The 14,043-nt window shown below is 63.1% G+C and carries 13 protein-coding genes; 5 read left to right on the forward strand and 8 right to left on the reverse strand.

Going from position 1 to position 14,043, the window contains the following annotated elements; genetic code table 11:
• Positions 1–95: 95 nt before the first annotated feature.
• Both ACIQC5_RS15670 and ACIQC5_RS15675 read right to left on the reverse strand, forming a co-directional pair.
• On the reverse strand, positions 96–752 hold the full coding sequence (locus ACIQC5_RS15670) for a response regulator (RefSeq protein WP_400284137.1): 657 nt from the start codon (positions 750–752) through the stop codon (positions 96–98).
• Entirely contained in the window at positions 749–2,077 is a 1,329-nt protein-coding gene (locus ACIQC5_RS15675) for a sensor histidine kinase (protein ID WP_400284140.1), read from the reverse strand. The genes ACIQC5_RS15670 and ACIQC5_RS15675 overlap by 4 nt, the downstream gene beginning before the upstream one ends.
• 194 nt (positions 2,078–2,271) lie before the next feature.
• Between ACIQC5_RS15675 and ACIQC5_RS15680 the strand changes: the two genes are divergently transcribed.
• Positions 2,272–3,357: an ABC transporter permease gene (locus ACIQC5_RS15680; RefSeq protein ID WP_400284143.1), complete on the forward strand. Its 1,086-nt coding sequence runs from the start codon at positions 2,272–2,274 to the stop codon at positions 3,355–3,357.
• 30 nt (positions 3,358–3,387) lie between these two features.
• A complete protein-coding gene (locus ACIQC5_RS15685; protein WP_400284145.1) occupies positions 3,388–4,089 on the forward strand; it encodes an ABC transporter ATP-binding protein in 702 nt (233 codons plus the stop codon).
• Positions 4,090–4,104: 15 nt separating this feature from the next.
• Here ACIQC5_RS15685 and ACIQC5_RS15690 read toward each other — a convergent pair whose 3' ends face one another.
• Complete coding sequence (locus ACIQC5_RS15690) at positions 4,105–4,500, reverse strand: winged helix-turn-helix transcriptional regulator (RefSeq protein WP_400284147.1); 396 nt, start codon at positions 4,498–4,500, stop codon at positions 4,105–4,107.
• A gap of 82 nt (positions 4,501–4,582) precedes the next feature.
• Between ACIQC5_RS15690 and ACIQC5_RS15695 the strand changes: the two genes are divergently transcribed.
• On the forward strand, positions 4,583–5,188 hold the full coding sequence (locus ACIQC5_RS15695) for an NAD(P)-dependent oxidoreductase (RefSeq protein ID WP_400284150.1): 606 nt from the start codon (positions 4,583–4,585) through the stop codon (positions 5,186–5,188).
• A gap of 6 nt (positions 5,189–5,194) precedes the next feature.
• On the opposite strand, the gene ACIQC5_RS15700 is transcribed toward ACIQC5_RS15695, so the two are convergent.
• From ACIQC5_RS15700 to ACIQC5_RS15720, 5 genes are all read right to left on the reverse strand, one after another.
• Complete coding sequence (locus ACIQC5_RS15700) at positions 5,195–6,637, reverse strand: phytoene desaturase family protein (RefSeq protein ID WP_400284153.1); 1,443 nt, start codon at positions 6,635–6,637, stop codon at positions 5,195–5,197.
• Complete coding sequence (locus ACIQC5_RS15705) at positions 6,630–8,180, reverse strand: glycosyltransferase family 87 protein (RefSeq protein WP_400284156.1); 1,551 nt, start codon at positions 8,178–8,180, stop codon at positions 6,630–6,632. Before ACIQC5_RS15705 ends, ACIQC5_RS15700 begins: the two co-directional genes overlap by 8 nt.
• Before the next feature lie 165 nt (positions 8,181–8,345).
• Positions 8,346–8,486 (reverse strand): hypothetical protein, encoded by a 141-nt coding sequence (locus tag ACIQC5_RS15710; RefSeq protein WP_400284159.1) that lies wholly within the window; start codon positions 8,484–8,486, stop codon positions 8,346–8,348.
• 607 nt (positions 8,487–9,093) lie between these two features.
• Positions 9,094–9,678: a histidine phosphatase family protein gene (locus ACIQC5_RS15715; RefSeq protein ID WP_400284162.1), complete on the reverse strand. Its 585-nt coding sequence runs from the start codon at positions 9,676–9,678 to the stop codon at positions 9,094–9,096.
• The gene (locus ACIQC5_RS15720; RefSeq protein WP_400284165.1) at positions 9,679–11,232 is read right to left on the reverse strand and encodes a CCA tRNA nucleotidyltransferase; all 1,554 of its coding nucleotides are present in this window, start codon (positions 11,230–11,232) and stop codon (positions 9,679–9,681) included.
• Between the two features lie 196 nt (positions 11,233–11,428).
• Between ACIQC5_RS15720 and ACIQC5_RS15725 the strand changes: the two genes are divergently transcribed.
• Together ACIQC5_RS15725 and murJ are read left to right on the forward strand one after the other, a co-directional pair.
• Positions 11,429–11,932, forward strand: coding sequence for an NUDIX hydrolase (locus tag ACIQC5_RS15725; RefSeq protein WP_400284518.1), 504 nt, complete (start codon positions 11,429–11,431; stop codon positions 11,930–11,932).
• A 26-nt stretch (positions 11,933–11,958) separates the two neighbouring features.
• Complete coding sequence (gene murJ / locus ACIQC5_RS15730) at positions 11,959–13,986, forward strand: murein biosynthesis integral membrane protein MurJ (RefSeq protein ID WP_400284168.1); 2,028 nt, start codon at positions 11,959–11,961, stop codon at positions 13,984–13,986.
• The last annotated feature ends 57 nt before the right edge of the window (positions 13,987–14,043 follow it).

Below are 14,043 nucleotides of genomic sequence, written 5' to 3' on the forward strand. Positions count from 1 at the left end.
TTGTCTTGGGCAAAAGGTCAACCGTTTCACCAAAATTGGTTACCCAGCTGGGACAGATCAGCGTGGTTGGGCGGGCGGCAGCGTAGTTGGGCGAGTCAGCGCCCGCGGATGATCCGGCGCTGCGTAGCGACGGCGATGGCAGCCGTGCGGTTGTCCACGCCGAGCTTGCCGTAGATGTGCACCAAGTGCGTCTTGACTGTGGCCTCGGAAATGAAGAGCTGCTTGGCCATGGCCCGGTTGCTGAGGCCCGTGGCCAAGAGTTCCAGCAGTTCAATCTCCCGCGAACTCAGCGCCGGTATCGGGTTCTGGATCCGGCCCATGAGCCGCGCAGCAACCTCGGGAGCCAATGCAGTTTGCCCCGCCGCTGCCGACAAAACGGCCTGCCTGATCTGCTCCGGGGGTGCGTCCTTCAGCATGTAGCCGCTTGCCCCCGCCTCGACTGCGGCGAGGATGTCGGCGTCGGTGTCGTACGTCGTCAGGATCAGGACTGGCGGCGGGGGAGTCCCGGCCTCGCCAGCTTTTATCTTTCCCGTTGCGGTAACGCCATCCATGCCGGAACCCATTTGGAGGTCCATGAGCACCAGGTCCACAGGCTCGCCGAGAGTATTCAGCTTGCCCAATTCGGCCAGTGCCGCATCGCCGTCTGAGGCCTCGGCCACTACCGTGACGCCGGGGAAGTCAGCCAGCATGGCGCGGAGTCCGGCCCTCACCACGGGGTGGTCGTCCACCAGCAGGACGCGGATGTCGCTCATGCGGCACCGTCCTCGGCAGGCAGCGGCACGCGAATGGCCACCACCGTCCCTTCGCCCGGTGCGGACTCGATGTCCAAGCGTCCGTCCAGCGCGGCCAGCCGCTCACGCAGGCTCTTAAGCCCGACGCCGGTTCCGTCGCCACGCGCTGTACCGGCCGCCGTCGACGGCTCGAAACCGATGCCGTCGTCGAAAACGTCCAGGGTCACCTCCGAGCCAAGAAAGGACAGGGTCACGACGGCGGTGCGCGCTTTGGCGTGCGCCCACACGTTCGCAAGGGAGGCCTGGGCGGCCCGGAGCAGGGTGGTCTGGTACGCATTCGGAAGTTCCACCGGCGTACCCACGAGTTCGAAGCGGCACCGCAGCAACGTTCCCCGGGCAGCGGCTTCAGTCTCCGTCTTTTCGCAAAGCCGGCGGAGTGTGTCCACCAGGTTGGACTCCATCAGATCCGGCGAACGCAGGCCCCGCACGAAACTGCGGGCCTCGGCCAAGTTCGCAGATGCCGTGTCCTGCACGATTCCCAGCCGCTCCTTGGCCGTTTGAAGTTCGCCGTCGTCGATTGCCTTCTCCACGGATCTGCCCATCAGGACGATGCTGGAGAAGCCTTGCGCCAAGGTGTCGTGGATTTCCCGGGCGAGCCGTTCACGCTCTGCCAGCATCCCGGCGTCGTGTTGGGTTCTTGCCAGTTCTGCCCGGGTCCGGCGTAGATCCTCTGCCACGATGCGCTGGTTTTCGGCCTCAAGGAACAACGCCCGGTAGGCCAGCCCGGTGACCACGGCGAAGGCGGCCCCAAACACCGGTCCCAGGACCATTGCGAGCTGCAGACCGCCGTCGGCCAGTCCTCTGCTGTGGAACCAGAGCGCGCCGACCAGCAAAGCCGTGCTCGCCGCGATGCCCGGCAAAGCATACCGCCGGGGGAGCAGGTGCAGTTGCAAGAAGAAGAGCGGAAAGGCGACCCATGCGAAGTCGCTGCTGACCAGCAGGAGCAACAACCACAGAAGCATCACTGCGCCTAGCCACCAACCCGCGTACGGCGTGGGATTGAACCGGGAGGGGTCGCTTGCGTGGCGCTTTTCCATGACCGTTCCGGCCAGGTACACCAGCGACAACAGAGCCGAGAGCGCCAGGCCCGCAGCTACGGCAACAGCCGTCGGCGTCCCGGCAGTGCCCACGCCACTCAACAAACGGGCCACAGCAACCAGCAACAGCACTGCGAAGCCGACGTGGAGGCTCACGCGGAGCACGCGAAGGATCGTGGCGGCACCGGTGGGGGCCTCGGCTGGGTTCTCCTGCGGCTCGCCCGTGACGTTCCGCAGCTCGTTCTGCATGCCTCCCAGCGTATCCCCGGCCTGGGACTTAACCTGCGAAATTCTGCGGCCTGGAGCCCGAATCAACCGATCGGTTGATGGCCCCCTCAACCCCACGGCGTTCGCCAATCCATCCGGCGTCCGATGCCCCGGAAGCCTGGCGGCGGAAGAGTTGATGACAGCGGGACCAAGCCCGAATCTACCGAAGGAATCCGATGTTTCTTGCCATCCGCGACATCCGCTTCGCCAAGGGCCGCTTTGCGCTCATGGGCAGCGTGGTTGCACTCATTACGCTGCTGCTTGTCATGCTGTCCGGGCTCACGGCCGGGCTCGGAAACCAGTCGACATCGGCCATTGCCGCCCTACCGGTGCAGCAGATCGTGTTCGGCGCACCAGCCGGTGGCGAGCCCACGGCGTCGTACACAGAGTCGGAAGTCTCATCGGGTCAGCTCGACGCCTGGCGGTCACAGCCGGGAGTCTCATCGGTTCAGGCACTGGGAATCAGCCAAACCCGGTTCCAGTCCCTGGGCACAGACGGAATGCCCAGCGGCACGGCCAACGTGGCGGTCTTTGGCGGGGACGGCGGAAGCGCACCGGCGCCCGTCGAAGCTGGAACCGTGGTGGTGGGTGAATCACTGGCCTCGGATTTGGGACTGGCGACCGGAAGCCGTGTCAGCGTGGGCGGCACGGACTTGACTGTCGCCAAGATCGTGCAGGACCAGTGGTACTCGCACACCGGAGTGGTGTGGACAACGCTCGAAACCTGGCGAAAGATCGCGCATGCCACTCCCGGTACGGCCACGGTTCTGGGTGTCACGTTCGACGCCGGAGCTTCCGTTGACATCGACGCCGCCAATGCGGCGGCAGGCACGGTCAGCGCCGACACCGTGGGCTCGTTCCAGGCCTTGGCCTCCTACAAGAGCGAGAACGGGTCACTCATGCTCATGCAGGCATTTCTTTATGGCATCTCCGCGCTGGTGATCGTGGCTTTCCTGACGGTCTGGACGGTGCAACGAACCCGGGACATCGCCGTACTCAAGGCCATGGGGGGTTCCTCTGCATACGTCCTGCGGGATGCCTTGGCACAGGCCGGTTTGGTGCTGTTGGCAGGGGCCGCCGTGGGCGGAGCGGCCGGGCTTACAGCGGGTCTCTTCGCCGCCCAGGCAGCGCCTTTCCTTATCACGCCGCTGACCACGCTGCTGCCCGTACTCGGGATCATCGTCTTGGGCCTTGCCGGAGCCGTCCTGGCCGTCCGTAAGGTCACCAAGGTTGATCCGCTGCTGGCCCTCGGCGGCAACTAAATCTCTAGCATTCCCTGAAAGGCATACATCGTGACTTCCGCACTTACCCTGCTCAACGTGTCCCTCGAATACCCGGACGGTGGGTCCACCCTGAAGGCCTTGGACACCGTGAACCTCAAGGTCAGCCGAGGGGAGTTCCTCTCCTTGGTGGGCCCGTCCGGCTCGGGAAAATCCTCGCTCCTCGCCGTGGCAGCAACACTCGTGACGCCCACCTCCGGACTTGTGGTGATCGACGGCCAGGACGTCTCCGCCCTCAAGGAATCCGAACGCACTGCATTGCGTCGTGACAAGGTGGGCATCATCTTCCAGCAGCCCAACCTGCTGCCTGCACTGACCGCCGTCGAGCAATTGCTGATCCTTGATCATCTGCGTGGCAAGTCAGTCCGGGCAGCCAAGCAGCGCGCAGAGGAGTTGCTTGATGTCGTTGGCCTGGCGGGAGTGGGACACAAAAGGCCGCATCAGCTTTCCGGCGGGCAGCGGCAGCGGGTTAATATCGCGCGGGCACTCATGGGCAGCCCCACGGTGCTTCTGGTAGATGAGCCAACGGCTGCCTTGGACCACGAGCGGAGCGAATCGATTGTCCGGCTGCTGAGGCGAGTCACTGACGAGTTCTCGACGGCCACCGTGATGGTCACGCACGACACCGAGTTCCTGCCCCTGACCGACGCGGTCGCGACCATGCGCGACGGCCGCCTCAGCCGCGCGTTGGAACCGTCCGGGCAGCCCAACTAGACGAGAGCAACGTCCCTATCGGGAGCCGAGGAGCGCCTCGTCCTGGGCGTCGTCGTAGGCGTCGCGCGCCTCGAGGATGGTGGGAACGTGGCTCTCGGCCCACTGGCGCAGCATGCCGAGCGGCTGCAGCAGGGACTCGCCCGTCTCCGTGAGCGCATAATCCACCCGAGGCGGCACTTGGGCGTACACGGTACGCGTGATGAGGCCGTCCCGCTCCAACGCCCGCAGAGTCTGCGTCAGAACTTTCGGCGTCACAACGCTGACCATCTTCCGCAATTCGGAGAAACGCACGGGACCATCGCCCAGTACCTGGATGACCAACGACGCCCACTTGTCGCCGATTCTTTGGAAGATCACGCGAGATGGGCAATTGGGGTCCAGGATGTTCGCTGGGAAGTCTTTGGTATCCATGAGGTAACTAGGTTCCTTTGAAGCTATCAGTATCCAGTAGATACCTTTGGGTTATTGCAAGGATAGCAACCCAAGGAGAGACATGAAAATCGCAGTTTACGGCGCAACGGGCATGGTCGGCAGCCAGATCGTCAACGAATCCGTGACCCGCGGCCACCAGGTGACCGCCATCTCCCGCAAGGGCGCCGAGGTTGCCGGGGCAACCGCCCAGGCAGCGGATTTGGCCGACGGCCAGACGTTCGCGTCGGTGGCGAAAGGGCACGACGTCGTTGTGCTGGCTGCAGGTCCCAGCCGCACCGGCGGCGACCATGCAGAATGGCTCGATGCCATGGCCACCGCTTACAGCAACGCCGAAGGTACCCGGCTCATGATTGTTGGCGGCGCGGGTACCTTGGAGATTGATGGCGTGCGGCTGCTCGATTCGCCAGACTTCCCCGAGGCTTACCGGGCTGAGGCAACAACTGCAGCCACGGCTCTCGAAGCCGTCAAGCAGACTCCTGAGTCCGTGGACTGGACTGTCCTGGCTCCGGCACCCCTGATCCAGCCGGGCGAACGCACTGGCGACTACACGGTGGCCAAGGATTCCCCCGCCGGCAACAGCATCTCCTCCCAGGACTATGCCGTAGCCATGCTCGACGAGATAGAGAGCCCGGCCTACCGCCGTGCACGCTTCACGGTCGCCAACTAAGGCGAGCTATGCCAAGCCCAGCCCGGGTACCCGCATCTGGAATATGTCCCTGAGTGCATGTTTTGCTGCGTGGTATCCGGGCAAGCCAGTTACACCGGGACCGGGCGGCGTGGAGGAAGAGCACAAATAGACGCCGGGGAGAGGTGTGCGCCAGGGAACCGTGGACAGGACAGGCCGCCGCAGGAGTCCGCGCATGTCCACCAGTCCCGCGCTGAAGTCGCCCCCAACATAGTTCTCGTTGTACGAAGCCAGATCCACCGCCGTCGTGGCCTTCGAGGCAACAACCACATCCCGGAAGCCGGGTGCGTACTTTTCGATCCTGGCTGTCACTGCCTCGGTCATGTCCACATCCGAGCCTTGCGGGACATGGCAGTAGCTCCACAGAACATGCCTGCCGGTGGGTGCCCGGGACGAATCAACCAGAGATGGCTGGGACACCAGGACATATGGGTCCGCGGGGTGCTTGCCGGCAGCCACCAGGTTCTCTGCCTCGGCCATGGCAAGCCGCGAGCCGCCAACATGGACGGTCCCGGCTTTTCGAAGTCCCGGAGCCAGCCAGGGGACAGGCTCAGAGAGGATGTAATCCACCTTGCACGCAGCATTCCCAAAGCGGAATGCTTCCAGCGCTGAGCGGTACCTGTCAGGAATGTCGGCGCCGCCCAACCGCAGCAAGGCCGGCGCCGCGACGTCCAACATGATGGCTTTCGCGGGCCTGACCTGATCCAGCGTTTCCACGCGAATTCCGGCATGAATGGTCCCACCGTGCGCGGTGAAGTCCTCTGCCATAGCGGCGGCTATGGATGCCGATCCGCCCACAGGGATCACCCAGCCCCCTGCGTGGGCAAGAACACCCAGCAACAACCCGGCTCCCGTGGCACTGAGCGACGGCAATGGCGCCACGGCATGCGCCATCACGCCAGTGAGCAAAGCCGGTGCGGCTTCCTCCTGGAATCTCCGCCCCCATAAGGGCGTTCCCTGGTCCAGCGTCGCGAGCCCAAACCGAAGCGCTGCGATCGGATCACGGGGCATTCGCAGCAACTGGTTGCCCGTAAAGTCCATTACCCCGCCCACGTGGTCCAGCAGCGGAGCCATGAGGCGTCGGTAAGCCGGACCGTCAACGCCAAGTTCCATTGAAGTCCGCTCCAGCGACTGGTACGCCAGCGCAGCGCCGCCTACGTCCAGGGGCGTTCCGTGTTGCACTTCCGGAAGAAGCAGCTCCACTCTTTTCGGGAGCTCGAACGCACGGAAGAACGGCGAAGCAAGGGCCATTGGATGTACGGCGGAGCATACGTCGTGCAGATAACCGGGCTCAATCAGCTCGGTTGTCCGCGTTCCACCGCCGATCGTGGCTGCCGCCTCGTACAGCTGGACGTCCAGGCCCGCGCGTGCCATGACCACCGCAGCGGCAAGTCCGTTCGGGCCGGAACCTACGACGGCCACGTCAGCCATCGCTGCCGGCCTCTGCCGCGTGAGGTGCTGAAACCTTCGGGGGTGCCGTAGCGTTCCGGTGTGGATGAGCCGCCCGGGGAGCTGCCGTCCGGGCCCGCCATGGGAGCACCGACAATGTAGGGTGCCACAGGTCGATCCGTAGCCAGTCCGCCGTGTGGTTGAACGGGCCACCGTGGGGATCGTCGGCCCCAGACGCGCGAATGGGATCCTGTGCGGGCATCCAGATGTCCATGACCACGCGTGCCATCAAATATGCAGTCGCTGCCATATGCAGCAGCACGGAAAGGACGTAGTAGGGCATGTCGATGTTGTGCTGCACGGATCCACCGCTGGTCGCCTGGCCGAGATACATCCAGATAGCGGCCCAGTGCAGTCCCTCTGCAGCCTGCCAGATGAGGAAGTCCCGCCAGCGCGGCCGGGCGAGGGCAAGCAGGGGGATGAGCCAGATGACGAACTGCGGTGAGTACACCTTGTTGGTCAGGATGAAGGCTGCAACGATCAGGAACGCCAGCTGGGCTATGCGGGGACGACGCGGGGACACCAAGGCCAAAGCACCAATCAGCGCACACGCCAGAACGAACAGATACAAAGCCAACGAGTTGATGGTCTCCGCAGTCAGCTGTGGTTGTTGGAGCCTGTCCGCTACGAGGTTGAACGCGAACCACGGGGAGCTGTAACCGGCAGGGCGCTCCTGGGTGAACTCGAAGAAGTAGCGCCATCCTGACGGGTTCATGGCCGCAATGGGGAGATTGACTACCAGCCACGAGGCCGCGGCGGCGGATGCCGTGATGAAGAATGCCTGCAACCGGCCGCTGCGCAGGGCCAGCACCAAAACCGCCCCCAGAATCAGCACCGGGTACAGCTTCGTGGCCGTACCCAGCCCAATGCAGACTCCTGCGAGGATCAGCTTGTCGCGGGAGAAGAAGTACATTCCAAGGGCGAGGAGGGCCACTGCCCACATGTCCCAGTTGATGAAGCCGGCCAGAATGATTCCCGGTGCGACTGCCACCATGGCGGCATCCCAGGGACGGCGTTTGCTCATCCTTGCCGTCAGAAGGACAGTGACAATCCACACCGCCACGATCAGCGTCGCATTGACGTCGAAGTAGCCCAGGATCCGTTCGTTGCCTGTCCCCTGACCGGGCACCAACAGTGCCGTCACACCGGCGATGATCCCCATGAGCACGGGGTATTCGAAGAGACTGCCTTGCGTGAAGAACGGAAAGACGCCATCACCCAAGCCGCGGTTGCGGAACAGTTCGGGGAAGTCGGAATAGCAGGTGGCATAGAACTGCACGGGTGTTTGCCAGCCATTGACCCGGCAGTAGTCCTTCACCAGGACGGCAAGGAGGGCAGCACACACAGTCAGGATGATGAGGACCCGCTCAGCGGTGAACGGTCCGGGGGAAATCCGCCCGGGTGATGAGTGTTGACCGAGGGGGCCGCCTACGAGTTCCGTGAAGTTGCGAAGCAAGGAGTCGCTCCGGCTCGGAACCACTAAGCGAGCACGCTTTCGCTGCCGGTGCGGCGTCGTCTCCTGCATGGAATCGAGCATACCGTCCGGTCATGGAGGCGGCCCACCGACCACGAACCCAGGGCAAGGAACTCACGGGTTAAAGGCAGGAGCCCACGCGTCGCCGCGTGGGCTCCTGGAGGATGATCGTGAATGTGTGACATCAGGATTTCCCTTCGAACTTGCTGAAGGGAATCAGCGGATGAGTCCCATCTGGTGCAGGACGACGTAGACGTCCTCACGCTTCTGGTCGGCCAACTGACCGTTGAACAGCGTGCGGTCCTTGGGAGCGTCGGTGCTCTTGAAGAACCGGAGGTCCTTGAGGCGCTTTGGCATGGTTCACCTCCTTTCATGGTGATTGAATTGCCGGAATTTGGGCACAACAATTAGAGCCAGCAGAATTCAAGGGAAATCAATGGCTAAAAAGGGCACAAATGCCCGACGCTAATAAGGGGGATAGGCGGACCGAAACGGGAAACCCCGAATGACCATGCACAATGTGTGCTTCCTGCAGCTGTCCCCAACAAGAAGCTGGTTCCGAACTTTGGGGAAACTGCGCACCCACGGCCTGCTGGCTGGGTCCGCCTCTGCTACTGACCTCTCAAAACGCCACCCGGCAATTGGTGGCCCATGAAGACCGCCGGCGTCAGGCCGGTCCGGTGTTCAGGAGGTGGTCAGTGGTTCGAAATATGCTTCGAAAAGAGGCGTCGAACAGCAGCAGAGGCCGGGGCAGCAGTGATGGTCATCTTCCATCCGCTAGTCAAAGTAATCATTTTTCCCAACCTCCTCTTCTGCTGTGGCATTGGTCCCGACTGATTAATCGGGGAATGCGCGCCAAGTTCCCGGCGGGTCGCTCTGGGAACAAGATATAAGCTACCTCATGGTGAGGACTTTTGACCAGCTCAATTCGCTAATTTGCCAAAAGTTTTTCTAAATTCGTGTTTTAGAGACCCCAGCGGACAATTGCCGGCGTGCGCTTGTCCCAACCGAGGGTGCAGACCTTGGCCGTGCCGAGAATGAAATGCCGGCCTTCTTTCGCGTCCATTTCCAGCCAGCGGGCTGTGAGAATGCGGGAGAAATGGCCGTGGGCAACCACAAGGACATTGTCCATGCCCGATTCGAGGACACGGCCGATGATCTTGTCGGCACGCGCCGCAACCTCGTCCAGGGTTTCGCCGTTGGGCACGCCATCGGTCCAGATCAGGTAGTCGGGGTTGTCCTTGCGGATGAGGTCGGAGCTGACGCCTTCGTAGTCGCCGTAGTTCCATTCGACGGCGAGCGGCTCGTGGACCGCGTCCGGGAAACCGGCGAGTTCAGCGGTGCGGCGCGCGCGGCGTAGCGGGGAGGTCAGTACGAGGTCAAAGTCGATGCCTTCAAGGACTTTGCGGGCCTCGACTGCCTGCTGTTCACCTTCGACAGTCAAGGGAAGGTCGGTCAGGCCGGTGTACTGGCCACTCTTGGACCATTCCGTCTCGCCGTGGCGCAGGATCCAGAGCTGCGGACGTGCGGGCAACATCGCGGCGTTCAATTAGGACTCCTCTATTTCTTCGCGGGCCATTGGTGTGGCTGACGCGGACGGTGACTCGGCAAACACGGACGGTGACTCGGCAGTTGCCGACGTGGCATCGGTTTCGGCCGAATGATCGACGACGGCGGACTCGGGTTGCGCTTCCCACCACGCCAAGAGCTTGGACTTGGCTTCCTCGTGGGACAGCGGACCGTGCTCCATTCGTTCTTCCAGCAGGAACTTGTATGCGCGGCCGACGACTGGCCCCGGCTTCAGTCCGAGCATAGCCATGATTTGCGCACCATCGAGGTCCGGCCGGACGGCTGCCAACGATTCCTGTTCCAACAGGGCAGCAATGCGCTGTTCCAAGTCATCGTAGGCAAAAGACAGACGGTCGGCCTTGCGTTGGTTACGTGTGGTGACGTCAGAGCGGGTGAGCCGGTGCAGGCGTTCCAGCAGGGGGCCGGCGTCGGTCACGTAGCGGCGGACGGCGGAATCGCTCCAGCCAGCCTCGCCGTAACCATAGAACCTCATGTGCAGCTCCACGAGCCGTGCGACGGCCTTGATGGAGTCGTTATCGAAGCGAAGGGCCTTCATCCGCTTGGCCACCAGCTTCGCCCCCACCACGTCGTGATGCCGGAAGCTGACAGCGCCGCCGGGTTCGAATCGACGCGTAGCCGGCTTGCCGACGTCGTGCATTAACGCTGCGAACCGAAGCACAAAGTCCGGGCCCGGAACCGCACCGTCGGGGCCGGTTTCCAGCGCAGCCGCCTGTTCGAGGACCTGCAGGGAGTGCTGGTACACGTCCTTGTGGCGGTGGTGTTCATCGGCTTCGAGGCGAAGCGCGGAGACCTCGGGAAGAACAAATTCGGCCAACCCTGTGTCCACCAGGAGATCGATCCCCACGCGCGGGTGCGCGCCGTTGATCAGCTTGACCAGTTCATCGCGGACCCGCTCGGCTGAGATGATCTTGATGCGATCGGCCATCTGGGACATGGCGAGCCGGACGTCGTCATGAACCGACACGCCAAGCTGGGACGCGAAGCGGGCTGCACGCATCATGCGAAGGGGGTCGTCAGAGAAGGACGCCTCAGGCGCACCGGGTGTGGCGAGTTCGGAGGCGTGGAGGTCCCGGACGCCACCGAACGGGTCCACCAGTTCCAGGCTCGGCAGGCGCAAGGCCATGGCGTTGATGGTGAAGTCGCGGCGGAGCAGGTCCTCGGTCAGCGAACTGCCAAAGGCGACTACGGGCTTACGCGAATCGGGATCGTACGCCTCGGCCCGGTAGGTGGTGACTTCGATCTGGAAGCCGTTTTTCTTCATCCCGATCGTGCCAAACGCCCGTCCGATTTCCCAGAAGTTGTCCGCCCATTTCTTGATGACGGCAATCGTCTGGTCCGGGGTGGCGTCGGTGGTGAAGTCCAGGTCCGGGGAGGTCCTCCCCAGGAAAAGGTCGCGAACGGGGCCGCCCACCAGCGACAGCTCGAATCCAGCATCGACAAATCGCTGCCCGAGGTCGAGCACCACGGGGTCGATGGTGAAGTTGACTGAAGAGCTGTCCAATACGTGCGCCATAGTCCCTTAAGCTTGGCAGATTTTTGCGCGGCATTGGGCCACAGTTCCATCCGAAAACCAGCGGACCCGTAACGCGTGTCTCCTGCCGTCCATCTTGTGGCCATGTCCCGGTCATCACTCGAGGGCAAGAGTCGTTAGAGTGGACTTCATGGCCAATCCGATCCCGAGCGCTCCTGGCAGGAGGACGAACGCACCGTTGCCGTCGGCAATCGGCGCCCACGTCGCGCCTGCCCCGCAGCACCCGGTGCAGGCCTCGCTTCCCACTGTGGAGGAAGTGTCGGCGGGCGGCGTCGTAGTAGATACGTCCGACGGCGAACTCCGGGTTGCGATTATTGCCCGCCTTAATAGGGGTGGCCGACTTGAATGGTGCTTGCCCAAAGGTCATCCAGAGGGCCGGGAGAACAACGAGCAAGCCGCTGTCCGCGAGATTGCCGAGGAAACCGGGATCGAAGGCAGCATCCTGGCACCCCTGGGCAGCATTGACTACTGGTTCACTGTCAGCGGCCACCGTGTCCACAAAACCGTCCACCACTTCCTGCTGCAGGCCACGGGCGGCGAGCTGACCATCGAGAACGATCCGGATCAGGAAGCCGTGGACGCAGCGTGGGTTCCCATCCAGGAACTGGCGCGCAAACTGTCCTTCCCCAATGAGCGGCGAATCGCCGATTTGGCGCGGGAAGTACTGCCCGAACACCTCTGACACAGGTACATGGGACGATAAAGGCGATGTCTGAAGCCAAAACAACCCAGTCCGTTCAATCCGGAGAAGCACGTTCCAGCGCCATCATGGCCGCCGGAACGCTTGTTTCGCGGTTCCTTGGCTTCGCTAAAACATGGATGCTGGGCGCCGCCCTCGGCCTGGGTTCAACGGTAAATGACACGTTTATTAACGCGAACAACCTGCCTAACCTGATCTTCCTGCTGGTGGCCGGCGGCGTGTTCAATGCTGTGCTCGTCCCGCAGATCATCAAGGCAAGCAAAGCCCCGGACAGGGGAGCGGACTACATCAGCCGGCTCCTGACTTTGGCCGTGCTCGTGTTGCTTGCCCTAACAGCGCTGGTCACTCTCGCTGCTCCGATGGTCATCGACCTCACCACGCAGGGATATTCGGAGCAACAGAAGGCCCTGGCCGTCACCTTCGCGTTCTGGTGTCTGCCGCAGATCTTCTTCTATGGCCTGTATGCCCTGTTAACGCAGGTACTCAACGCCCATGGAGCCTTCGGTCCGGCGATGTGGGCGCCCATCCTCAACAACATCGTGGCCATCGCCGGCCTGGGCATGTTCATCTGGATCCTGGGCGCCAACTACACCAACCCGCACACGCTGGACAATTGGGGTTCCTTCCAGACGTTCCTGATTGCCGGGTTCTCCACGTTCGGTGTGATCGCCCAAACCGCAATCCTCCTCATACCCGTACTCCGGCTGCGGCTGGGCTTGCGGCCCCGCTTCGGTTGGCGCGGTGTTGGACTCGGCCAGGCAGCCAAGCTGAGCGTCTGGACGCTGCTGACTGCCGCCGTCGGACAGCTGGCGTTCCTTTACGTCATGAAGATCGCTACCATTCCGGGCGCCGAGCGCCTCCGTCTGGACAACGCGGGGGACACTACGGCTGCTGCCACGCTTCCCGGCAACGCCGTTCTGGAAGTCGCGAGCCAGCTGTATCTGCTGCCACATTCGATCATCGCGCTCTCGCTTGCGACTGTCCTCTTTAACCGCATGTCGCGCGCGTCCCAGGACGGCAACAAGGCCGAGCTGCGCGATGCTCTGTCCCATGGCCTGCGAACCATGGCGGTGGCCACAGTTTTCGGGGCGCTGGCCCTGTTCGCCCTGGCCGGGCCGCTTGGCATGTTCTTCTCCGGCGGCGAGCCATACGACGGCGTCATGCTGGCACAGACGCTGACGATCCTGGCGCTCAGCACCCCGTTCATGAGTGCCAACTTCATGATGTCCCGCGTGTTCTACGCCAACGAGGACGCACGAACGCCGCTGTACGTACAGTTGCTGCTCGCGGTCGTTTACGTGGTGGGTGCGTTCATCATCCAGTTCCTGCCGGTGGGCCAGATCATCTACGCGATCGCCGTACTGTATACGCTCGGCAACATCCTCTCCGTGGTGATCAGCGTCTGGTTCCTGCGCAGGATGCTGGGACACCTGGACGGTCCCCGGATCGCGAACTCGTATATCCGTATGGGCTACGCCGGGCTGGGTTCCGCCCTTGCCGGCGCTCTCGCGCTGTGGCTTTTGGGCAGTTACCGGTCCGACGGTTTCGCCTGGAGCAGCCGCCCGGCGGCCTTGGTGACGGTGGTCGTCGTCGGACCCGTCATGTTGGTCGCGTATCTGTTGCTGCTGCGTGTATTCCACGTCAGTGAGCTTCGCGACCTCATGCGGCCGTTGCTGGGCCGCCTGGGTCGCGGCGTCCCGGTCCCCGCATCCAGCGGCGCAGAAACCACGACGGCGGCACGCGCCACAGTCTCGGACGATACTGGTTTGATTCCGCGCATCTCCGGCGAGTTCGACGCCGCTTCCTTCAGGGCCGGACCGGCACTAAAGCCGGAACCCGCCGTCGAACACCACGATGGCGACTCAGCCGAGCACCTCCAGGATGCGCCCACAACATACCTCCCCGACGAGGACGTGCCCAGCACAGCACAGGGTGGCAGGTTCCGTCAGCAGGTGCCGTTGCCGGGTCGCCGCACCTACCAAGGCGAGCCAGGACACAATCCTTACTTCCCTCGTCGGCGGGGTCGGAAGAAGTGAGCCGGTGCCGTCTCCCGTGGTGACGGCATGCAATCGGCTAGGCTAGAAACGAATACA

Source organism: Paenarthrobacter sp. NPDC092416, from assembly GCF_044755025.1.
Taxonomy (GTDB): domain Bacteria; phylum Actinomycetota; class Actinomycetes; order Actinomycetales; family Micrococcaceae; genus Arthrobacter.

Excerpts from the sequence above, each read along its gene's own strand:
- ACIQC5_RS15690 (WP_400284147.1), bottom strand. The coding sequence starts at position 4,500 with ATGGATACCAAAGACTTCCCAGCGAACATCCTGGACCCCAATTGCCCA.
- ACIQC5_RS15670 (WP_400284137.1), bottom strand. The coding sequence starts at position 752 with ATGAGCGACATCCGCGTCCTGCTGGTGGACGACCACCCCGTGGTGAGG.
- ACIQC5_RS15700 (WP_400284153.1), bottom strand. The coding sequence starts at position 6,637 with ATGGCTGACGTGGCCGTCGTAGGTTCCGGCCCGAACGGACTTGCCGCT.
- ACIQC5_RS15695 (WP_400284150.1), top strand. The coding sequence starts at position 4,583 with ATGAAAATCGCAGTTTACGGCGCAACGGGCATGGTCGGCAGCCAGATC.
- murJ (WP_400284168.1), top strand. The coding sequence starts at position 11,959 with ATGTCTGAAGCCAAAACAACCCAGTCCGTTCAATCCGGAGAAGCACGT.
- ACIQC5_RS15720 (WP_400284165.1), bottom strand. The coding sequence starts at position 11,232 with ATGGCGCACGTATTGGACAGCTCTTCAGTCAACTTCACCATCGACCCC.
- ACIQC5_RS15675 (WP_400284140.1), bottom strand. The coding sequence starts at position 2,077 with ATGCAGAACGAGCTGCGGAACGTCACGGGCGAGCCGCAGGAGAACCCA.
- ACIQC5_RS15705 (WP_400284156.1), bottom strand. The coding sequence starts at position 8,180 with ATGCAGGAGACGACGCCGCACCGGCAGCGAAAGCGTGCTCGCTTAGTG.
- ACIQC5_RS15680 (WP_400284143.1), top strand. The coding sequence starts at position 2,272 with ATGTTTCTTGCCATCCGCGACATCCGCTTCGCCAAGGGCCGCTTTGCG.
- ACIQC5_RS15710 (WP_400284159.1), bottom strand. The coding sequence starts at position 8,486 with ATGCCAAAGCGCCTCAAGGACCTCCGGTTCTTCAAGAGCACCGACGCT.